The organism is Methylobacterium sp. Leaf118, from assembly GCF_920984675.1.
GTDB lineage: Bacteria > Pseudomonadota > Alphaproteobacteria > Rhizobiales > Beijerinckiaceae > Methylobacterium.
This window is the reverse complement of the sequence record NZ_CAKLBV010000023.1, coordinates 1-20,506: the sequence shown is the minus strand read 5'-3', so window position 1 is coordinate 20,506 and position 20,506 is coordinate 1. Positions and strand designations below refer to the sequence as shown.

Here is a 20,506-nt window from a genome sequence, read left to right as displayed (position 1 = left end):
GAGGGGGCGCCGCTCCCGGCAGGCGAGGCGAAACGAACCCGGTGCGTGACCTCCTGACCGCGCTCGCGGGCGCCGTCGTGCTGCTCCTCGCAGCGGCGCTCGCCGTGCCGCCCTTCATCGACTGGACGGGCCAGCGCGCGCTGATCGAGCGCATGCTCGCGGGCTCCCTCGGCGTCGCCGTGCAGAGCGAGGGCGCCGTCGATGTCCGCCTGCTGCCCTCGCCGCATCTGCGCCTCGCCCGGCTGCGGCTCGGCGCCGCGGACGGTCCCGCCCTCGAGGCGGAGGGCGTCGACACCGAAATCGCCCTCGCGCCGCTGCTGAAGGGCGAGGTCCGCTTCACCCACACCCAGATCGAGCGGGCCCGGCTCACCCTGCCCCTCGCCCGGGACGCGATCCTGCTGCCCGCCGAGGGCGAGGGACCGCGCCGGGACATCGCCATCGAGGACCTGCGGGTCCGCCGCCTCTCGGTCACCACGAAGCAGGAGGGCGGAAGCCTGGAGGAGGCGGTCCACGCGGACGAGGTTCGCCTCCGCGCGCCCTCCCTGGCCGGGCCCTGGCTAGCGGAGGGCCTGGCGGGGGGCGCCCCCTTCCACATCGCTACCGGAGCGGTCGGCGCCGACGGGGTGCTCGCCCTCAAGCTGACGGCCGGCGGCGACACGGTGCCGAAGCTGGAGGCCGATGCCCGCCTCTCCTTCAAGCCCGAGACGATCGCGGACGCGGCCGGTCCGCAGGTCCGCCGCGGCCTCGTGCCGGAGGCGGAGGGCTCGGCTCGGCTCACCGTCGGCCCGCCGGTCCAGCCCGCGGGCGAATCGCTGCCGCTGACGCTCGCCACGAAGTTCGAGGCGCAGGGGGCCCAGATCAGCGCGAAAAGCGTCGAGCTCGAACTCGATCCCGGCGGCCGGGCGGCGCGGCTGTCGGGCTCCGGCCGGCTCGACCTGCGCGAGGGCCGCGCCGGACTCGCGCTGCGCACCCGCCGGCTCGACCTCGACGGGCTCCTCGTCACCGCGGGCGGGCGGGCGCTGCTGACGCGGGGGCTCGCCGGCCTCGCGCCGCGGCTGCCGGTGATGCTCGACCTCGACCTCGCCGCCGAGAGCGTGGCCCTCGGGCTCGACGACTGGGCCGAGATGTCGTTTCGCGGCACCTTCGACCGCTCCGGCGGGCTGGTCCTGCGCCGCTTCTCCGGCACCGCCCCGGGGGCGGCTGCGGTCTCCGCCACGGGCGAGATCGACCTGTCGGCCTCCGCCCGCTTCACCGGGCATCTTTCGGTCGCGGCGCGCAACTCCGAGGGGTTCGGGCGCTATCTCGGCCGGCTCGGCGCCGAGGAGAGCGTCGCCGCCGTGCTCGACGGGCGCGCCTTCGAGCTCGCCGCCGACCTGTCCTCGGCCGCCTCGGACCTGTCGCTGCACAATCTGCGCCTGACCCTCGGGCAGGCACGGATCACCGGCAACGCCCGCTACGCCCGGGCCGAGGCGGACCGACGCGGACGCCTCGACGCGCAGATCGCCGCCCGCTTCATCGACATCGCCGAACTGCCCGCCATGAACCGCTTGATGGCGGGGCTCGACCGGCACGATCTCGGCCTGACGCTCAGCGCCCGCGACGTGCGCTACGGCGCCTCGGGGGCGACGTCGGGCACCGGCACGATCAGCGTCAGCCTGCAATCGGACGGGGCGAGCCTCGTCGTCGACAGCCTCGACATCGCCGATCTCGCGGGCGCCAGCGCCCGACTGGCCGGGCGGATCGCGCCGGACGGTTCGGGCCGGATCGAGGGCCGGGTCTCCGCCCCGCGGGCCGCGCCCTTGCTGGCCCTCCTGGAGCGCGGGGTGCTCGCCGAGACGCGGCTCGTGCCCCGCGCCTTCCGCGAGGCCGGGCTCGATCTCGCGGTGACGCTGGAGCGGGAATCCGGCGAGGCGGATTCGCTCCGGGCGCATGCCAAGGGACGGGCCGGGGAGGGCGATCTCGACCTGTCGATGCTGACCCGGGCGGGCCGCATCGACAATCTCGACGCGCGCCTCGCGACTCCCCGCGCCGGGCTCTGGTTCGCCCGCGACGACATCGCCGCCCTGCGTCAGCCGGGCCGCCTGCACCTCACCGCCGCGCGGCCCGCGGCGGAGGCCGGGCAGGGGACGGCGCCGCTTGCCGTCAGTGCCGAGGGGGTGCTGGCCGGACTGACGCTCGCGACGCCCCGGCCGCTCCTGCTGGACGCGCCCGACCGGGCACCGCGGGGAGGCGACATCCGGATCGAGGGGGCCGACCTCGCGCCCTTCCTCGCCCTCGCCGACCTGTCGGTCCCCGGTCCGCTGCCCGCCGCGCTGACGCTCGCCCTGTCGCGTCGGGGCGAGGCTCTTCATGCCGACGTGACCGGGCAGGCGGGCGGCACCGACGTGACCGCCGCCCTGGACCGGGCCGCCGACGGGGCGCTGGCGGGCACCGCCACCCTCGGCCAACTCTCGCTGCCCGCCGTCGCGGATGCCCTGATCCTGCCGGTCGATCCCCGCAGCGGGCGCTTCGGGGCGCTGCCGGGGGGGCCGCGGGCGCGCCTCGACCTCAAGGTCGGCCGGCTCGGCCTCGGCCGCGGCCTCACCGCCGAGGCCACGGCCTTCCGGCTCACCCGCGAGGGCGACGCCCTGGCGATCGCGGACCTGACCGGCGGCCTCGCGGGCGGGCGGATCGGCGCCGGCGTGACGCTCACGCGGGCGCCCGGCGGTGCCACGGTATCGGGGGAGGGCAGCCTCACCGAGCTGGATCTGTCCCGCCTTCTCGGCGGCGGCGCGCTCGGCGCGCGGATCTCGGCGACCCTGCGCTTCAGCGCCACCGGGCCGACGCCGGCGGCGCTCGCCGACGATCTCTCGGGCAACGGCGACCTCCGCCTCGCCGACCTCCGCCTTCCCGGGGTCGATCCGAAGGCCCTGAACCGGGCCCTCGCCCAGGCGCTCGCCGAGGACGATCCCCTGCGGGACGGGCGCCTCCAGGCGCTGGTCGCGGAGGCGTTGGGCGCCGCCCCGCTCACGGTGCCGGGGCCGGTCGCCGTGCCGGTGACATTGGTCGGCGGCACCCTTCGCTCGGCGCCGCTGAGCCTCGATCTCGGTCCGGCCCGCTGGAGCGGCACCTTCGCGGTCGATCTCCGGACCAAGACCGTCGACGCCCGGGGCACCCTCGCCAACGGCGACGCGCCCAAGGGCTGGTCCGGCGCGGCGCCCGCCGTCCAGCTCGGCTTCGCCGGACCGCTCGCGGCGCCCGAGCGCCGCCTCGACGTGGCGCCGCTGACCACGGGCCTCGCCGCCCTCGTGCTCCAGCGGGAATTGGAGAAGATCGAGCTGTTCGACGCCGATCAGGCCGAGCGCCAGCGCCGCCGGGCACGCATCGAGATGGACCGCGCCCGCGCCGCCGCGGAGGAGGCCGCGCGCGAGGCCGCCCGGCAGGCCCGGATCAAGGCGGCGCAGCAGGCCGCCGAGGAGGCCAGCCGGCGCCAGCGCGAGGCGGAGGAGGCGGCCCGCCGCACCCGTCCGGACACCGAATCCGCCGCGCCCGCCGAGAGCGCCCCGGCGCCGCTGGACATCACGCCCCCCGGGTCGCGGCCCTGACCCCGTGACCGGCGGCGGGTGATCCCGCCCCTTCGGCCGCCAGCGCGGACGTTCGGGTCGATCGTCGGCCGAGGGACACGCCGCAATGGCCGGGACAGACCGGCCGCGTCGCCCCGGACGCCGTTCGGCCGGCGCCTGCCTGCAAGGATCTGTCGCGGGCCGAACCGCCGACCCGGCGGACCGAAGTGACGGCGCCGCGACCGAATAAGTTTATATTCTTACTAACAAGTTTGCCGTTTCATCCCGGGTCAATCTTCCATTCTATCCGGGACGCTCAGAGACATTGTCGCAATCAAACCGCTCATATGGAGCGTTTTTTCCACAAAAATGGATATCGCTTGACGGGCGAGATGTGGTTTGCAACCTCGTTGCCTCACCGTCCTGTCCGGTCTTATCTCACCCCAAGAAAAGGTATTTTTACCTAGTTCAAGCGCCCAAGTCTTCAAGGCTATCGGTCAGCGGAAAAAAGAACGGCGAGGTCATGAGACCCCGCCGTGACAGTGTGGGCTTCTCCGAGAGCGGTACTTCCAGAAGAATGTCCCATTTCAGTCGCAGGTCCAAACTTATTGAGGGAAGCATTGCACTGTCAACGAGGAAAGACAGATCGGAACGATCCGAGATCATATAATCGTCTTATGGACTTTGCGCAGATATGCTTGGGATATTCCAGCGCTCTCGCGTTCGTTTAGTCATGCCATGAGCATGAGAATTGCAAAACAGCGGACAATACTGTCGCACTTACATTTTCCTTATTGCCTTCGCCTTAGAATCCCTTACTTCCTGAGACGGGTCGTTCTGGTTCGCCTCTCCCCTCGCGGGAGGGGGTCCGCAGGGCGGCTGACGGCGGCAGCGCCGTCCCAAGGACCGGTCATAACGGTCGACGTGGAACAGGAGACGGGCCCCGGCCGGCGTTGTCGCGCCGGAGGGCCGATGTCTCGACCCGGAGGACTCCATGAGAGCGGCACACCTTCTCGCACTCGGCGCAGGTATCGCGGTGGCGGGTTCGGCTTCGGCCAACGAAAGCGTCATGAAGGGCATCGCCAATCCGGCGGAGCAGGTGCTTCAGACGGTCGACTACGCCAACACCCGCTATTCCAAGCTCGACCAGATCAACGCCAGCAACGTCAAGAATCTCCAGGTCGCCTGGACGTTCTCGACCGGCGTGCTGCGCGGCCACGAGGGCTCCCCGCTCGTCGTCGGCAACATGATGTACGTGCACACGCCCTTCCCGAACATCGTCTACGCGCTCAATCTCGATGACGGCGCCAAGATCGTCTGGAAGTACGAGCCCAAGCAGGACCCGTCCGTCATCCCGGTGATGTGCTGCGATACCGTCAACCGCGGTCTCGCCTATGCCGACGGCACCATCCTGCTGCACCAGGCCGACACCACCCTCGTGTCGCTCGACGCCAAGTCCGGCAAGGTCAACTGGTCGGTCAAGAACGGCGACCCGTCGAAGGGCGAGACCAACACCGCCACCGTGCTCCCGGTGAAGGACAAGGTCATCGTCGGCATCTCCGGCGGCGAGTTCGGCGTCCAGTGCCACGTCACCGCCTACAATCTCAAGGACGGCAAGAAGGCGTGGCGCGGCTACTCGGTCGGTCCGGACGATCAGCTGCTCGTCGATCCCGAGAAGACCACCCATCTCGGCAAGCCGATCGGCAAGGATTCGTCGCTGAAGACCTGGGAAGGCGATCAGTGGAAGACCGGCGGCGGCTGCACCTGGGGCTGGTTCTCCTACGATCCCAAGCTCGACCTGTTCTACTACGGCTCGGGCAACCCCTCGACCTGGAACCCCAAGCAGCGTCCGGGCGACAACAGGTGGTCGATGACGATCTGGGCGCGGAACCCCGATACCGGCATGACCAAGTGGGTCTATCAGATGACCCCCCATGACGAGTGGGACTTCGACGGCGTCAACGAGATGCTGCTGACCGACCAGAAGGTCGGCGGCAAGGAGCGCCCGCTGCTGACCCACTTCGACCGGAACGGCTTCGGCTACACCCTCGATCGCGCCACCGGCGAACTCCTGGTGGCGGAAAAGTTCGATCCGGTGGTGAACTGGGCCACCAAGGTCGACATGGACAAGGACTCGAAGACCTATGGCCGTCCGCTGGTCGTGTCGAAGTACTCGACCGAGCAGAACGGCGAGGACGTGAACTCGAAGGGCATCTGCCCGGCCGCTCTCGGCACCAAGGACCAGCAGCCGGCGGCCTATTCGCCCAAGACCCAGCTGTTCTACGTGCCCACCAACCACGTCTGCATGGATTACGAGCCGTTCCGGGTGACCTACACCCCGGGCCAGCCCTATGTCGGTGCGACCCTGTCGATGTACCCGGCCCCGAACTCACACGGCGGCATGGGCAACTTCATCGCTTGGGACGGCGTGCAGGGTAAGATCAAGTGGTCGAATCCCGAGCAGTTCTCGGCCTGGGGCGGCGCCCTGGCGACCGCGGGCGACGTGGTGTTCTACGGCACGCTCGAGGGTTACCTGAAGGCGGTCGACTCGAAGACGGGTAAGGAACTCTACAAGTTCAAGACCCCGTCGGGCATCATCGGCAACGTGATGACCTACGAGCACAAGGGCAAGCAGTATGTCGGCATCCTGTCGGGCGTCGGCGGCTGGGCCGGCATCGGCCTCGCGGCCGGCCTGACCGACCCGAATGCCGGCCTCGGCGCGGTGGGCGGCTATGCGGCCCTGTCGAGCTACACCAATCTCGGTGGCCAGCTGACCGTGTTCGCCCTGCCGAACAACTAAACCCCATCGGCGATGAGGCGTCCTCGTCGCCGATGCCCCCGCGACGGCGGGGCGGCGGTGATCCGCCGGACGCGGGGAGGCCGGCCCTGGTCGGCCTCCCCGCTTCTTGAGATCCGTCACACAGGAAACGCCGAGCGAGAGGAGGCTGGCGCGGTTCCCGCGCCGGCCTGTCCCCTCTCCGGGCCAGCAGGTGCATCGGATGATCCGAGCGTCTCTCCGCCGCGTCGGCCTCCTCCTGGCGATGCTCCATCTGGCGATGCCCCATCCGGCCGCGGCCGTCCCGGGCGAGCCGCCGGATTTCGGCTGCAAGTCGATGGCGAACACCACCCAGTTGCTCGCCCTGCGGCGGGCCAGCGATCCGACCCCGTATGACGAGCGCCTGCAGAGACTGGTGCGGGCCGGCGAATGCCGCCAGTGGACCGCCACCGACCCGGTGATCGTCGAGGACGAGAGCGACCGCCTCGTCTGCCTCGCACCGGGCGGCGGGCGCGGGATCTGCTACTGGTCCGTGCCGGGGCCCGGCCCCGCGGCGCGACCGTAGACGAGCAGCCCCCCCCCTCACGCCGTCTCGGCCAGCACCGCCTGCCGCTCGAACAGCGACCGGTAGGCGCCGTTCGGGCGCCGCATCAGGGCGGCGTGGGGGCCGTCCTCGACGATGCGGCCACGCTCGAACACGAGGATGCGGTCGAGGGCGCGGACCGTCGAGAGGCGGTGGGCGATCACGAGGGCCGTGCGCCCCCGCATCAACCGCTCCATCGCCTCCTGCACCAGGGCCTCCGATTCCGAGTCGAGGCTCGACGTCGCCTCGTCGAGGATCAGGATCGGGGCGTCGGCCAGGAAGGCGCGGGCAAGGGCCACCCGCTGCCGCTCGCCGCCGGAGAGCTTCACGCCCCGCTCCCCCACCGGTGTGGCATAGCCCTGGGGCAGACGCGCGATGAAGTCGTGGGCGTTGGCGAGGCGGGCGGCCCGCTCGATCGCGTCGAGGGAGGCGCCGGACCGGCCATAGGCGATGTTCTCGGCGAGGCTCCGGTGGAACAGCACCGGCTCCTGCGGCACGATCGCGACCTGCGCCCGCAGGCTCGCCTGCGTCGCCCCGGCGACGTCCTGCCCGTCGAGGGTCACGCGGCCCTCGCTGACGTCGTAGAGCCGCTGGATCAGCCGCACGAAGGTGGTCTTGCCCGAGCCCGAGCGCCCGACGAGGCCGACCCGTTGGCCCGGTGGGATCGCCACCGACAGGTCGTCGTAGAGCGGCGTGCCGTGCGCGCCGTAATGGAAGCGCACCCGCTCGAAGCGGATCGCCCCGCCCGACACCGCGAGCGGCACCGCCCCCGGCCGGTCCGCGACCCCCACGGGCTCGGCTTCGAGAGCGACCAGCTCCTCCATCTCGTTGACCGCGCGCTGGAGATCGTTGATGTGTCCGCCGATGTCGCGGAGATAGCCGTGCACCACGAAGTAGGTGGTGAGCACGTAGGCGACGTCGCCCGGGCTCGCCTCGCCGCGCCACCACAGCCACAGGGCCGTAGCCACGATCGCCGTGCGGAAGGCGAGCAGCAGCCCGATCTGGACGGTGCCGCTCCACGTCACGATCATCCAGGTGCGGTGCGTGCGCCGCTGCCACTTGGCCAGGACGCGGGCGAGCCGCGCCTCCTCGCGGGCTTCCGCCCCGAAGGCCTTGACCACCGCGTTGTTGCCGATGGCGTCCGACAATGCCCCGCCGAGCCGCGTGTCGACGGCGTTCGAGAGCGTGGCCGCCGGAGCGATCACCCGGGTGGCCAGGAACACCGCCGTGGCGGCGTAGATCAGCGTGCCAAGGCCGACCACCGCGCCCATCGCCGGCCAGTGCAGGCCGAGCACCACCGTGGTGCCGGCGAGAACGACGAGCGAGGGGAAGAGCGAGAGCAGCAGCACGTCGTTGAGGCTGTCGAGCGCCCACATCCCGCGGGAGATCTTCCGGACGGTCGAGCCCGAGAAGGTGTTGGCGTGCCACTCCGTCGAGAAGCGCTGGACCCGCGCGAAGCTGCCCTGCGCGACATCCGACATGGTGCCCAGCGTCAGCGGCACCACGAGGCTCCAGGAGACATGGCGCAGGGCGACCGCGACGAGGCTCAGGCCGGTCATGGACGCGAAGGCCGGCAGCGCCGCGGCAAAGGCCGCGTCGCGGTCGGCCCCGGACAGGGCATCGACGAGGCGGCCGGCATAGAGCGGCAGCATCACGTCCGCCAGGGTGGCGAAGGTGATGGCGGCGGCGAGGCCGGACACGAGGGACAGCCGTCGGCGCCAGCCGCGGATGACGAAGGCGAGGACGCGACGGACCGCGTCCGTACGCCGGGGAGAAGACAGGGACATGGAGGCGTCCGGCGCACGCGCCGGCTCCGAAGGGCGCAGGCGCGCATGGGCGCGGCCTGACGCGATCAGATCGGGAAGGGTGGGGAGGCCACCTCGGCCCTTGGGCGCAGGCGGCGGGTCGGCGCAGGCGGCGGGGGAGAACGCGCCTAGGCGATCCCGCTCCAGGTCGCGGCGATTCCCGAGGGAGAGACGACGAACATGACGCTCATACGGTCCCCTCCCTGTTCAAGCACCACGAGCTGAGGGGTAGGGGAGGCTGCCGTGATTCGCAACCGGCGATGCCCGGCGGTGCGGTCTGGCCGTGAACGGCGCGACGCGTGCACCGCAGCATGAAACCGGGGTCCGACCCGTCTGCACCGCAAAAAAAGGCCCCGCCAGGATCCCTGGAGGATCCCTGGCGGGGCCGAACCGTTCGTGAGACCGCCGGAGGGCGGAGCGCTCGCTCAGGCGGCGATCTTGGCGCCCGTGCGGGAGACGTTCTCGTTGCCGACCCGAACGGCGCCGGACTGGGCGGAGACAGGGGTCGACGCGGTCGCGGCGAACTCGCCGGCGGAAAGGGTGCCGGCCTGCGGGCCGAAGCGGTCGGCCAGGAAGGCGACCAGAGCGACGTTGGCAGTTCCGATGGCGGCGATGACGAAGAGCAGGGAGATCATTGCGGTGCCCCGTGTTGATGTTGCGTTGCAGCGTGTATGCCACCGTTCGCCAGGGCCTGGCATACCAAACGCCAAATGCCAGGCATTCGCTGAACGCATGCATCGCCCCCTCAATCGGCTGAGGGTCTACAATTTTGCAATATGGTGCTCTTCGCCTGTCGTTCGTGCGGTATCTTGCATGGACAGCCGAAGGCGGATCTGATTAATGCCTCTCGACGGCACGGCCTCATGACAGCGAGGCTTCGCGGGGTATCGCAAGGTTCGGCGGCTCCTGCGAACGACGCCGAGGAACAATGGCATGCGGTACGCGAAGGTTCGCCCGGCTGACGAACAGTGGATCGAGCCGCCGGAGCCTGCGCTCGACCGGTATCTGCTGCGCACGCGGCGCCCGGCTGCCAACGACAACCGTCGGCCGATGGCCCCCGCCTTCCGCGCCTGGCAGATCGGCGCCTGCGCGGCCCTGCTCAGCGTCGTCACCCTGATCGCTCTCTAAGCCTTCGGCGCCGGCCTCTCGCCGACGAGCGGCGCGATTGGACGAAGGCCCGGCCGTACGCCCCTCTGCATCTCGTGGTCGGGCAGGACGCGCACGCGCCGCCCCTCGTGCTGCTGCATGGCTGGCCGCAGACGTGGTTCGCGTGGCGCGACACGATGGCGGCGCTCAGTGACCGCTTCCGGGTGATCGCCCCGGACCTGCGCGGTCTCGACCTCACCGAGCGCCCGGCGGGCGGCTCCGACAAGCGCACGATCGCGGCCGACATCCAGGCCCTGATCGCCCACGCAGCGGGGGGCCGCGCGACGATCGTCGGCCACGACACGGGCGGCAAGGCGGCCCTCGTCCTCGCCCATCTCCATCCGGACACGTTCGAGCGGTTGGTGCTGGTCGATTGCCTCGTGCCCGGCACCGAGAACGGCGATGCCCTCAACGGTGGCGCGTGGCATTACGGATTCCCTCGGGCTCCCGACATCCCCGAGATGCCGACCGCGGGCCGTGAGCGGGACTTCCTGCGGGCGCAGATCCGGGCGTGGTCGTTCGGCAGGGAGGCGGTGAGCGAGGACGCAAACACCGAATACGCCCGGCACTATGCAACGCCCGGCGGCATGGCGGCGGGCGTCGCCACTTACCGGGCGCTGCGCGAGGACGCCGCCCTGGTCGCGTCCTTCCCGCGAACACTCGCCATGCCGGTGCTGGCCATCGCCGGCCGCCACGGTGTCGGCGAACGCCTCGCGGAGGGGCTGGCGGGACGCACCGAGCGGCTGAGCCGCGTCGTCGTGGACGAGTGCGGCCATTTCGTCGCCGAGGAGGCGCCGGAGGTGTTTCGGAGGGAGTTGGCGCGGTTTTTGGGGGTTTGAGGGCACCCGGCGCGGCTCGCAGCCTTCGCGCGCAGGGCACTCCAACGTCATCCTATCCGGTGTCGCGTCGCTCCGATCGGGTTGTCCTGGGCCCCCTCGTGGGAGAGGGGAGGCGCCCGGCACCGTCGCGGTCAGCCGGCCCTCGACGCCTCCAACAAGGCCAGCGCCTGCTCGACCGACAGGCGCCGGATCTCCGCCCGGCCGGGATCGCCGAAGCGGCGCTCGACATGGCGGGTGGGGGCGTCTTTCGCGGCGAGCGCGAAATGCACGAGGCCGACGGGTTTCTCCGCGCTGCCTCCGCCCGGCCCGGCGATGCCGGTGACCGAGACCGCCACCGTCGCCCGGGAGGCGGCGAGCGCGCCCTCGGCCATGGCGCGGGCCACCGGCGCGCTCACCGCGCCGTGAGCGGCGATGAGGTCCGCCGGCACGCCGACGAGGTCGGTCTTGGCCGCGTTGGAATAGGTGACGAAGCCCCGCTCCAACACCGCCGAGGAGCCGGGCACGGCGGTGAGGAGCCCGGCCACGAGGCCGCCGGTGCAGGATTCGGCCGTGGCGATTGTTTTGTTCGACGCCGCGTATCCCTTCACCAGCGCCTCGGCGCGGGCGAGCAGGGTCGCGTCGTCGATCACGAGCGGCGCTCGGCCGTCTCGCTGCCGGTGTCCACCTCGACCTCGGGCAGACGCACCGTCGCGGCGGCCTGGGCGGCGAGACCCTCGGCGCGGCCGACGAAGCCGAGCTTCTCGGTCGTCGTCGCCTTGATCGAGACGGCGGAGAGCGGCACGCCCGTGATCTCCGCGATGCGCGCCCGGATCGCCTCGCGATGCGCGCCGATGCGCGGAGCCTCGGCCAGCACGGTGATGTCGAGATGGTCGATCCGACCGCCGCGCGCCCGCACCAGGGCGCAGGCATGGGCCAGGAACTGGTCGGAGGCGGCGCCGCGCCAGCGCTCGTCGGAGGGCGGGAAATGGGTGCCGATATCGCCGTCGGCGATGGCGCCGAGCAGCGCGTCGGTGAGGGCGTGCAGGGCCACGTCGCCGTCGGAATGGGCGAGCACGCCGCGATCGGCGGGGATCTTCACGCCGCCGAGCCAGACATGGTCGCCTTCCGTGAAGGCATGCACGTCGAAGCCGGTGCCGAGGCGGGTCACGTAAGTCGTCATGGGAGCATCAGATACCGCGACCGCCTCTCCTGAGAAAGCCCGGTCGGCCTCCATCAGGTCGGAGGCCTGGGTGATCTTGCGGTTTCTCAGGTCGCCCTCGAACACCACCACGGCGAGCCCGGCCCATTCGGCGAGCGCCCCGTCGTCGGTGAAGCCGTCGCGGCCCTCGGCCGCGGCCCGGCGATGGGCCGCGAGGAGGGGGCCGAAGCGGAAGCTCTGAGGGGTCTGCACCGCGCGCAAATTCTCGCGGTCCGGCGTCTCGCGGACGCGACCGATGCCCGGGGCGATCGCCTCGACGCGCTTGATCGTGTCGGTGACGGGCGTGCCCGGCACCGCCGCACCGTGCTCGGCCCCGGCGGCGACCGCACGGCCGATCAACCCCTCATCGACGAAGGGACGGGCGGCGTCGTGCACCAGCACGAGGTCCGGCGCGCCCGATCGCGCCAGGCCTTCGAGCCCGGCGGCCACCGATTGCTGGCGGGTCGCTCCGCCGGGAACCGGCTCGGCCAGCTTCTGGCGCAGCGCCGGCTCCAGCTCGGCGACGCAATCCCGAAAGAACGCGGCGGCGTCGGGGGCGATCACCGGCTGGATGCGGGCGATCCGGGGCGAGGCGGCGAGCGCGGCGAGGGTGCGGGTCAGGACCGCCCGGCCGCCGACCCGGCGGTATTGCTTGGGCAGGTCGCCGCCGACCCGCAGGCCCTTGCCGGCCGCCACCACGACGGCGGCCACTTCCGGCCGCGCGGCATTGTCGGACATGGTCGGGCCTCGAAGGTCACGCGGAGCGTCGCACGCACCACCCGGATTCGGACGGGCCCCGCCGGACCGGCGACGGCGCCGCGGGCGTCTCGTGAGAGTCACTCCGCTGGGGATAGCGGGAACGCTCGCGCTCATATGCGGCGGATTGCCCGAAGGCAAACGCGGTCGGCGCTTGCGTCCGGCTCACATTTGGCTACTTATTGTGCAGAATGAGCCCTGACCATTATTTAAGCGTCCTGCGTGCCGGTGGCAGCCTGGAGGCCGGGACGCCGCCGGTGCTGCTGGCGCCCCTGTCCGGCGTCACCGACCTGCATATGCGGCGCCTCGCGCAAGGATGCGGGGCGAGCGCCGTCGTCTCCGAGATGGTGGCGGCCGCCGAACTCGCCCGGGGCGACGCCGAATCGCGGGTCCGGGCCGAGGGGGAGGGGGTGAGCCCCCATATCGTCCAGCTTGCCGGCTGTGCGGAAGAACCGATGGCCGAGGCCGCCCGCATCGCCGTGGCGAACGGCGCCGACGCCATCGACGTCAACATGGGCTGCCCGGCCAAGACCGTGACCGGGGGCGAGGCGGGCTCGGCCCTGATGCGCGACCTCGACCACGCGACCCGCCTGCTCGCCGCCGTGCGGGAGGCGGTCACGGTGCCGGTCACCGTGAAGATGCGCCTCGGATGGGACCATGCGAGCCTCAACGCGGCCGAACTCGCCCGGCGCGCCGAGGGGCTGGGGCTCAACGCCGTCACGGTCCACGGCCGCACCCGGCAGCAATTCTACAAGGGGCGGGCCGATTGGTCGGCCATCCGCGCCGTGGTCGCGGCGGTGCGGCTCCCGGTGATCGCCAACGGCGACGTGACGAGCCTCGACGAGGCCCGTTCCTGCCTCGCCGCCTCGGGGGCGGCCGGGATCATGATCGGCCGCGCGGCCGTCGGCCGGCCCTGGCTCGTCGGCGAGATCGCCGCCGGGCTGGCCGGACAAGACGTCGCCCCGCTGTCGGCGGAGGCGCGGGCGGCGCTGGCGGCCGAGCATTACCAGGGGCTGATCGCCCTCTACGGGCCGGCCATGGGCGTGCGCCACGCCCGCAAGCATCTGGCGGCCTATGCCGACGCCGCCGGCGCGGGCGCCCTTGGACCCGGCGCCCATGGACCCGGCGCCCTTGGACCCGGCGCCCTTGGACCCGGCGCCCTTGGACCCGGCGCCCTTCGCCCCGACGACCGGCGCCGCCTCGTCACGACGAGCGACCCCACCGAGGCGCTGCGCCTGCTGCGCCGCGCCTTCCTGGACCCGGCCGCCGCGGCGGCCTCCGGCACGACGATCGGCGAGGCCGCATGAGCCATACGATGAGCTTCTCCGGCGACGATCCCGCCCCCGGCGCCCAGCCGGCGGCGGAGGCGGTGCTGAACGCCCTGCCGCTGCCGGTCCTCACCATCGGGCCGGACGAGCGCATCCTGCGGGTCAACCACGCGGCCGAGCTGTTCTTCGATGCCTCCGCCAAGGTGATGCGCCGGGGCCGGCTGCGCGACATCATCCCGTTCTCCTCGCCGATCATCGCCCTCGTCGCCGAGGTGCGCCGCCGCCGCTCCTCCGTCTCGGAATACCGGGTCGAGCTGGTCCAGCCCCGCTCGAGCCAGGAGCGCAGCGTCGACGTCTTCGCCACGCCGCTGCGCGACGAGGACGATTCCGTGGTGCTGATGTTCCAGGAGCGGACCATCGCCGACAAGATGAACCGGCAGCTCACCCACCGGGGGGCCGCCCGCTCCATGGTGGCGCTCGGCGCCATGCTGGCCCACGAGATCAAGAACCCGCTCGCCGGCATCCGCGGCGCGGCGCAGCTGCTGGAGCAGGACAGCGAGGACGAGGACCGGGTGCTCACCCGGCTCATCTGCGACGAATCGGACCGGATCGTGCGCATCGTCGAGCGCATGGAGCTGTTCGGCGAGGAGCGGCCGGTGGAGCGCGGCCCGGTCAACGTCCACGGCGTGCTCGATCAGGTGAAGCGCTCGGCGCAGTCGGGCTTTGCCCGCCACATCCGCTTCATCGAGAATTACGATCCCTCGCTCCCGCCGGTCCTCGGCAACCGCGACCAGCTGATCCAGGTGATCCTCAACCTCGTGAAGAACGCGGCGGAGGCCATCGGCACCGACACGGTCGAGGGCGAGATCACCCTGTCCACCGCCTTCCGCACCGGCCTGCGCCTGCAGGTGCAGGGCTCGCGCGAGCGGGTCAGCCTGCCGATCGAGGTGGCGGTGCGCGACAACGGGCCGGGCATCCCGCCCGACCTCCTCTCCGACCTGTTCGACCCCTTCGTGACCACCAAGGCGCAGGGCTCCGGCCTTGGTCTTGCATTGGTGGCCAAGATCGTCGGCGACCACGGGGGTATCGTCGAGTGCGATCCCGTTCCCCGCCGCACCGCCTTCCGGATCCTGCTTCCCATGTCGAGCGCCCGCGACGGGCGCGAATCGGCCGCGGAGCGTTGAGTCGAGAGCCATGCCCAACGGCCACATCATCGTCGCGGACGACGACGCCGCGATCCGCACCGTCCTGAACCAGGCCCTGTCGCGGGCCGGCTACGAGGTCCGCACCACCTCGAACTGCGCCACGCTCTGGCGCTGGGTGGCGCAGGGGGAGGGGGACCTCGTCATCACCGACGTGGTGATGCCCGACGAGAACGTGTTCGACCTCCTGCCCCGCATCAAGCGGGTCCGGCCCGAACTGCCGATCATCGTGATGAGTGCGCAGAACACCTTCATGACGGCGATCCGCGCCTCCGAGCGCGGCGCCTACGAGTATCTCCCGAAGCCCTTCGACCTGAAGGAGCTCACCGCCATCGTCGGCCGGGCCCTGTCACGGCCCCGCGGGACGCCGGCGCCGGGGGCGGGACCGGAGAACGAGGACATCCCGCTGGTCGGGCGCTCGCCGGCCATGCAGGAGATCTACCGGGCGCTCGCCCGGCTGATGCCCACCGACCTCACCGTGATGATCACGGGCGAGTCCGGCACCGGCAAGGAGCTGGTCGCCCGGGCCTTGCACGATTACGGGCGCCGCCGCACCGGGCCGTTCGTGCCCGTCAACATGGCGGCGATCCCCCGCGACCTCATCGAATCCGAACTGTTCGGCCACGAGAAGGGCGCCTTCACGGGGGCGCTGTCGCGCTCGGCCGGCCGGTTCGAGCAGGCGGAGGGCGGCACGCTCTTCCTCGACGAGATCGGCGACATGCCGATGGAGGCGCAGACCCGCCTGCTGCGGGTGCTCCAGCAGGGCGAGTACACCACCGTCGGCGGGCGGGTGCCGATCAAGACCAATGTCCGCATCATCGCGGCGACCAACAAGGATCTGCGCGTCTCGATCCAGCAGGGGATCTTTCGCGAGGACCTGTTCTTCCGCCTGAACGTCGTGCCCCTGCGCCTGCCGGCGCTGCGCGAGCGGGCCGAGGACGTGCCGGACCTGATCCGCCACTTCTTCGTGCTGGTCGAGCGCGAGGGCCTGACCCGCAAGACCCTCGACGCCGACGCCATGGAGCGATTGAAGCGCTACCGCTGGCCCGGCAACGTGCGCGAACTGGAAAACCTCGTGCGGCGGCTCGCGGCGCTCTATCCGCAGGAGACCATCACCGGCCCGGTGATCGAGGCCGAGCTCGACACCCTGCCGCTCGCCCAGCCCATGGCGGCGGGCAAGTCCGCGCAGAAGAACGGCGCGGCGGAGAACGAGACCCTCTCCGGCGCCGTCGAGCGGCACCTCGCCGATTATTTCTCGGGGTATCGCGACACCCTGCCCCCGCCCGGCCTCTACCACCGCATCCTGCGCGAGATCGAAGGCCCGCTGATCGGCGCAGCCCTGGCCGCCACCCGCGGCAACCAGATCCGCGCCGCGGAGCTGCTGGGGGTGAACCGCAACACCCTGCGCAAGAAGGTGCGCGACCTCGACCTCCAGGTGTTCCGCACCTCGCGGTGAGGCCACCGCCCCTCGCGGCTGAGAGCCGTGCCCCATCACGTTGAAACGTGGCACGGCTCTCCGTCTCCGTTGTGTCGCGCTCTCGAGCCTGACCGGCTTTCCCGTCGGCGGCGAGCGCTCGTGCCCTACCGCAGGGCGAGCAGGAGCGGGCGCGCCACCCGGCGAAAGCCGAGGCCGGCATAGAGGCGCTCGACCGGCCCGCTGGGGACGCATTGCAGGAACAGGCCGGCGCAGCCGAGCGCCGCCGCCGCTGCGATCGCCTGGGCCGTGATGCGGCGGCCGAGGCCCCGGCGCTGATGCGGGGCCGCGACCGCGACGTTGTAGAGGCCGGCCCAGGCCGCCTCCGCATGGAGGGAGGCGCAGGCGACGGGCGCGTTCCCCTCCCACAGCGTCAGGTGGCGCACCCGGATGCCGGGACCGGCCGTGGCCGCGCGCAGGGCCGGGCCGTAGCCCTCCATCGTCGCCGCGTTGACCGCCGGATTGTCGGATTGCCGCGCCATCACCCCGAGAAAGGCCGCATCCGGAGCGGGCCGCTCCGAGACCGTGAGCCCCCCCTCCGTCGCCGTCCGCGCCTCCGCCGGGGCGAGGTCGCGGACCATCCAGGCCACCGCCGCGACCGGGGCCGCCCCGAGGGCGAGGCAGAGGTCACGGGCCTCCCCCATATCGGCGGCGAGCGCCACCGGAGCCCGGCCCCGCCGCGCCGCCTCCGCCCGGATCCAGGCGCCGTCGCGCACGCCGACGCTCATGTTGAGGCCGAATTCGGCGAGGTGGCGCGACCACAGCCATTGCCCGCCCCCAGGCCCGGCCTCGACCCCCGACACGTAGCAGCCGGCCTGCACCCGGGCATGGGCCGCGAGCAGCGACGGCAGGAGGCGGTCTGCGCTCTCCGCCGACGGCACGGGCGCAGGGGAGGCTAAGGCGTTGTCCGGCACGGCGAACTCAGACAGTTTATGCTTATTCCAATCAAAGATGAGTTTATTATAATTCCAGGCTACATTCACATCTGCGAGCTATCATTGATCAACACCAGCCCCGGCGCTATGTCTCGACTTACAGCCAAGACGCTGCGTCCGGCCGAAGATTTAGAGTTTTTCCGAAAACTCCCGATGTTCGGTGCCGATGCGACAGCGCGGCCGATGCTTCCCTGCGATGCCCGCGAAGCCCCCGTGCCGTCCTGTCCGGTGCCGATCCTCGCGCGGCCGGTTCGCCCCAAGGACAGGAACGCCATGCCGAGGAGAGAGAACGACCGGGGAGCGGATCCGCTCCTGGTGGAGTTGCTGCGCCATCGCCCCCAGCTGGTCGAGACGGCGCGGCGGGTCGTGCGCTGCGGCGCGCGGGCCGAGGACGTGGTGCAGGATGTCTGCCTGAAGGTCTGCCAGAACGGCGTCGCCGCCGAGGTCGCCGACGCGGCGGGCTTCCTGCGCCGCATGGTCCACAACGCCGCCATCGACGCGGTGCGCCAGACGGGCCGCGAGTGCCGTCGCAGCGCCCCGGAGGAAGCCGGCGACGCGGTGCCCGCGCCCTGCGACTGCCCCTTGCGCCGGCTGGAGGCCCGCCAGACCCTGCACCGGGCGATCGCGGCGCTGGACGAGGCGCCGGCCCGCACCCGCGAGGCCTTCCTGTCCCACCGCATCGACGGCGTGCCGCAGAAGGACATCGCGGCGCGGGCCGGCGTGTCGCCGACGCTCGTCAACTTCATGATCCGCGACGCCACCGCCCTCTGCCGCGCCGCCGCCTCCTGATACGGGCTCCACTTGATCAAAGCGGAGCCCGGATCAGGCAAGCCCGCGCGGCGTTTGAGCGAAGCCCAAATCTGCCATCCCGAAGGGATCAACCGGATTTCGTATGAGCCCGGGTTGAAAGGGATCCCGCGCTCGAGATCACGCGTGCGCCTGGGCGGCGGGCGCGGCGGCGGGCGCGGCGCCAACCTCGACGAGGGCGCCGCTCTCCAGCTTCAGCAGGCGGTCGGCCACGTCGAAGTAGCGGTCGTCGTGGGAGATCGCGAGCACGGCCTTGCCGCGGGCCCGCAGCTCCGGCAGCAGCCTCCGGTAGAACACCTCGCGGAAGAGCGGGTCTTGGTCGGCGGCCCATTCGTCGAACAGGTAGAACGGCCGGTCTTCCAAAAAGGCGACCACGAGGGCGAGACGCTTGCGCTGCCCCTGGGAGAGCGCCCGCGTCGAGAGCCGGCCGCCCGTGACCGACACCTTGTGGGCGAGTTCGAGCTTGGCGATCAGCGCGTTGGCGGCTCCGTCGAGGGCGCCCGCCGCCGCCTCCGACCCGCCGAGGCCGTGCAGCGTCGGGAACAGGTGGAAGTCGGAGAAGACGGCCGCGAACAGCCGGCGCTGCCGGTCGCGGTCGGCATCGGTCACCGGCGTGCCGTCGAGGGTGATCGTGCCGGATTCCGGCCGGTAGAGCCCCGTCAGCACCTTGGCGAGCGTGGTCTTGCCGCTGCCGTTCCCGCCGATCAGGATGACGATCTCGCCGGGGCGGAGGGCAAGGTCGATCGGCCCGAGTTCGAACATCCCATCCTCGGCCTCCCGGTAATAGCGGTGGCGCACGCCGGCGAGGCGCAGCTCGCGGAACCCCGAAGCGGGGCCCCGGGCGACGACGGGCTCCGGCGCCGCGACCGCCGCCATCAGCCGGTCGATCCGCATCATCGAGACCCGCGCCTGCTGGGCGTTGGGCAGGGTGTTGAGGAGCGCGTCGAGGGGCATCATCAGGTAGAGGAACACCACGATCGATCCGGCCCCGGAGAGGCCCCCGAAGGCCAGGGCCCCGATCAGGGCGTGGACCATGAACAGGGCGGCGCCCGCCGCGACGACGTAGATGCGCAAGCCCCGCAGGCGGTGTTCCCGCACCGAGGCGATGCTGTCGTCCAGGGAGTGGCGCAGGAAGGAATCGGCCCGGTCGCGGTTGAGCTTCAGCTCCTTGGCGCCCGAGAACAGCCCGTCGAAATGCCCGAACAGCGCATCCTGCGCCGTGCCGGCCCGGTCGAGTTCCTTCAGGGCGCGGGCATGGCCCAGGGCGAAGATCAGCGAGCCGCCGAGGATCGTCGCCAGCGCGAGGGCGAAGGCGGCGAGCGAGGTCCAGGCGAGATAGGCGAGGCATCCCGACACGATCGTGGCGTTCATGACGAGGTTCGGGACGGCGACGAGGAAATCGGCGACGCGGGCGGCGTCGTCGGTCATCACCGACTGCACCCGCGCGGCGCCGAGCCGCTCGACCCGGGCGAACTCCGCCGCGGCCACCCGCGCCGCCAGGGAGCGGCGCATGTCGAGGAGGACGCCCTCGCCGAGCCGCGCGAAGAGGAGCCCGCCGGCGATCCGGCCGCCGAGCCCGGCGAGCGCCGCGGCGGCGAAGCCCAGGGTGAGCCAGCGGGGATCGTGGCGCCCGGACAGCCCCTCGTTGACCGCGGCCACCATGCCGATGCCGGCCGCCGCCGCCACGAGGCTCGCGCCGAGCGCCCAAGCGAGGCGCCGACGCGGGCATTGCGCCAGGATGCGAAGGAGCACGCTCCCGCGCGGGTCGGCGTCCGGGGGGTCGGGATCCATGCGCCGCTCCGAGTCCAGATCTCGATCGTCGCGCCGTCTCTCGACGAAGCGGCCTTCCGCCTCGTCGGACCGCGCCGGTCTCGCCTTCGAGGACGCGGGGGGCGGGACGAGATTTAGAGGTCCTCGCAAAACTCCCGCTCGCCGGGAGCTCGTTATCCGAACGCCGCTCCGATTCGGGCGGGGCCTCTAAATTTCGCCGAGGCCCGTCCGTCCTGCCGTCGAGGGGCCGGGCCACCGGCCGTTCCCGGGAGCGGTCTGAGCGGATGAACAGGGCAGTCAGGACGATCAGCACGGCGGCCGCCGCGCCGGCACGCCCGTTCGTGCCGGCCTCGGCCCTGGTCTCGGCCCAGGCCGCGGCGGACGGCGACCGCATCGCCCTCGTCCACGGCACGCACCGCCTCACCT

The 20,506-nt window shown here is 71.8% G+C and carries 15 protein-coding genes; 9 read left to right on the top strand and 6 right to left on the bottom strand.

Annotated features, from left to right (window positions below):
* Positions 1–41 precede the first annotated feature (41 nt).
* From LW587_RS11975 to LW587_RS11965, 3 genes are all read left to right on the top strand, one after another.
* A complete protein-coding gene (locus tag LW587_RS11975) occupies positions 42–3,584 on the top strand; it encodes an AsmA family protein (RefSeq protein WP_232629826.1) in 3,543 nt (1,180 codons plus the stop codon).
* A gap of 952 nt (positions 3,585–4,536) precedes the next feature.
* Entirely contained in the window at positions 4,537–6,342 is a 1,806-nt protein-coding gene (gene xoxF1 / locus LW587_RS11970) for a lanthanide-dependent methanol dehydrogenase XoxF1 (RefSeq protein ID WP_232629825.1), read from the top strand.
* Positions 6,343–6,541: 199 nt separating this feature from the next.
* Entirely contained in the window at positions 6,542–6,883 is a 342-nt protein-coding gene (locus LW587_RS11965; RefSeq protein ID WP_232629824.1) for a hypothetical protein, read from the top strand.
* A 17-nt stretch (positions 6,884–6,900) separates the two neighbouring features.
* On the opposite strand, the gene LW587_RS11960 is transcribed toward LW587_RS11965, so the two are convergent.
* The gene (locus LW587_RS11960) at positions 6,901–8,688 is read right to left on the bottom strand and encodes an ABC transporter ATP-binding protein (RefSeq protein ID WP_232629823.1); all 1,788 of its coding nucleotides are present in this window, start codon (positions 8,686–8,688) and stop codon (positions 6,901–6,903) included.
* Between the two features lie 443 nt (positions 8,689–9,131).
* Entirely contained in the window at positions 9,132–9,341 is a 210-nt protein-coding gene (locus LW587_RS11955; protein WP_232629822.1) for a hypothetical protein, read from the bottom strand.
* Between the two features lie 298 nt (positions 9,342–9,639).
* Between LW587_RS11955 and LW587_RS11950 the strand changes: the two genes are divergently transcribed.
* Complete coding sequence (locus LW587_RS11950; RefSeq protein WP_232629821.1) at positions 9,640–9,834, top strand: hypothetical protein; 195 nt, start codon at positions 9,640–9,642, stop codon at positions 9,832–9,834.
* A gap of 74 nt (positions 9,835–9,908) precedes the next feature.
* Positions 9,909–10,691, top strand: a complete 783-nt coding sequence (locus tag LW587_RS11945; protein ID WP_232629820.1) for an alpha/beta fold hydrolase — start codon at positions 9,909–9,911, stop codon at positions 10,689–10,691.
* Positions 10,692–10,822: 131 nt separating this feature from the next.
* Here the strand turns inward: LW587_RS11945 and LW587_RS11940 are convergent, their stop codons facing one another.
* Together LW587_RS11940 and LW587_RS11935 are read right to left on the bottom strand one after the other, a co-directional pair.
* A complete protein-coding gene (locus tag LW587_RS11940; protein ID WP_232629819.1) occupies positions 10,823–11,320 on the bottom strand; it encodes a CinA family protein in 498 nt (165 codons plus the stop codon).
* Complete coding sequence (locus LW587_RS11935; protein ID WP_232629818.1) at positions 11,317–12,606, bottom strand: bifunctional 2-C-methyl-D-erythritol 4-phosphate cytidylyltransferase/2-C-methyl-D-erythritol 2,4-cyclodiphosphate synthase; 1,290 nt, start codon at positions 12,604–12,606, stop codon at positions 11,317–11,319. Before LW587_RS11935 ends, LW587_RS11940 begins: the two co-directional genes overlap by 4 nt.
* A gap of 209 nt (positions 12,607–12,815) precedes the next feature.
* Between LW587_RS11935 and dusB the strand changes: the two genes are divergently transcribed.
* From dusB to ntrC, 3 genes are read left to right on the top strand one after another with little or no spacing between them, the layout of a single operon-like run.
* Complete coding sequence (gene dusB / locus LW587_RS11930) at positions 12,816–13,931, top strand: tRNA dihydrouridine synthase DusB (protein ID WP_232629817.1); 1,116 nt, start codon at positions 12,816–12,818, stop codon at positions 13,929–13,931.
* A gap of 8 nt (positions 13,932–13,939) precedes the next feature.
* Positions 13,940–15,076: a two-component system sensor histidine kinase NtrB gene (locus tag LW587_RS11925; protein ID WP_232629863.1), complete on the top strand. Its 1,137-nt coding sequence runs from the start codon at positions 13,940–13,942 to the stop codon at positions 15,074–15,076.
* Positions 15,077–15,086: 10 nt separating this feature from the next.
* Positions 15,087–16,550, top strand: coding sequence for a nitrogen regulation protein NR(I) (ntrC, locus tag LW587_RS11920; protein WP_232629816.1), 1,464 nt, complete (start codon positions 15,087–15,089; stop codon positions 16,548–16,550).
* A 125-nt stretch (positions 16,551–16,675) separates the two neighbouring features.
* Here ntrC and LW587_RS11915 read toward each other — a convergent pair whose 3' ends face one another.
* Positions 16,676–17,482, bottom strand: coding sequence for a GNAT family N-acetyltransferase (locus tag LW587_RS11915; RefSeq protein WP_232629815.1), 807 nt, complete (start codon positions 17,480–17,482; stop codon positions 16,676–16,678).
* Positions 17,483–17,776: 294 nt separating this feature from the next.
* Here LW587_RS11915 and LW587_RS11910 point away from each other — a divergent pair, with 294 nt between their 5' ends.
* Positions 17,777–18,292: a sigma-70 family RNA polymerase sigma factor gene (locus LW587_RS11910; protein WP_232629814.1), complete on the top strand. Its 516-nt coding sequence runs from the start codon at positions 17,777–17,779 to the stop codon at positions 18,290–18,292.
* A gap of 138 nt (positions 18,293–18,430) precedes the next feature.
* Here the strand turns inward: LW587_RS11910 and LW587_RS11905 are convergent, their stop codons facing one another.
* The gene (locus LW587_RS11905; RefSeq protein ID WP_232629813.1) at positions 18,431–20,101 is read right to left on the bottom strand and encodes a cyclic peptide export ABC transporter; all 1,671 of its coding nucleotides are present in this window, start codon (positions 20,099–20,101) and stop codon (positions 18,431–18,433) included.
* Between the last annotated feature and the right edge of the window lie 405 nt (positions 20,102–20,506).

Coding starts and splice junctions, on each gene's coding strand:
- xoxF1 (WP_232629825.1), top strand. CDS start 4,537: ATGAGAGCGGCACACCTTCTCGCACTCGGCGCAGGTATCGCGGTGGCG.
- LW587_RS11965 (WP_232629824.1), top strand. CDS start 6,542: ATGATCCGAGCGTCTCTCCGCCGCGTCGGCCTCCTCCTGGCGATGCTC.
- LW587_RS11960 (WP_232629823.1), bottom strand. CDS start 8,688: ATGTCCCTGTCTTCTCCCCGGCGTACGGACGCGGTCCGTCGCGTCCTC.
- LW587_RS11955 (WP_232629822.1), bottom strand. CDS start 9,341: ATGATCTCCCTGCTCTTCGTCATCGCCGCCATCGGAACTGCCAACGTC.
- LW587_RS11950 (WP_232629821.1), top strand. CDS start 9,640: ATGCGGTACGCGAAGGTTCGCCCGGCTGACGAACAGTGGATCGAGCCG.
- LW587_RS11935 (WP_232629818.1), bottom strand. CDS start 12,606: ATGTCCGACAATGCCGCGCGGCCGGAAGTGGCCGCCGTCGTGGTGGCG.
- dusB (WP_232629817.1), top strand. CDS start 12,816: ATGAGCCCTGACCATTATTTAAGCGTCCTGCGTGCCGGTGGCAGCCTG.
- LW587_RS11925 (WP_232629863.1), top strand. CDS start 13,940: ATGAGCTTCTCCGGCGACGATCCCGCCCCCGGCGCCCAGCCGGCGGCG.
- ntrC (WP_232629816.1), top strand. CDS start 15,087: ATGCCCAACGGCCACATCATCGTCGCGGACGACGACGCCGCGATCCGC.
- LW587_RS11910 (WP_232629814.1), top strand. CDS start 17,777: ATGCCGAGGAGAGAGAACGACCGGGGAGCGGATCCGCTCCTGGTGGAG.
- LW587_RS11905 (WP_232629813.1), bottom strand. CDS start 20,101: ATGGATCCCGACCCCCCGGACGCCGACCCGCGCGGGAGCGTGCTCCTT.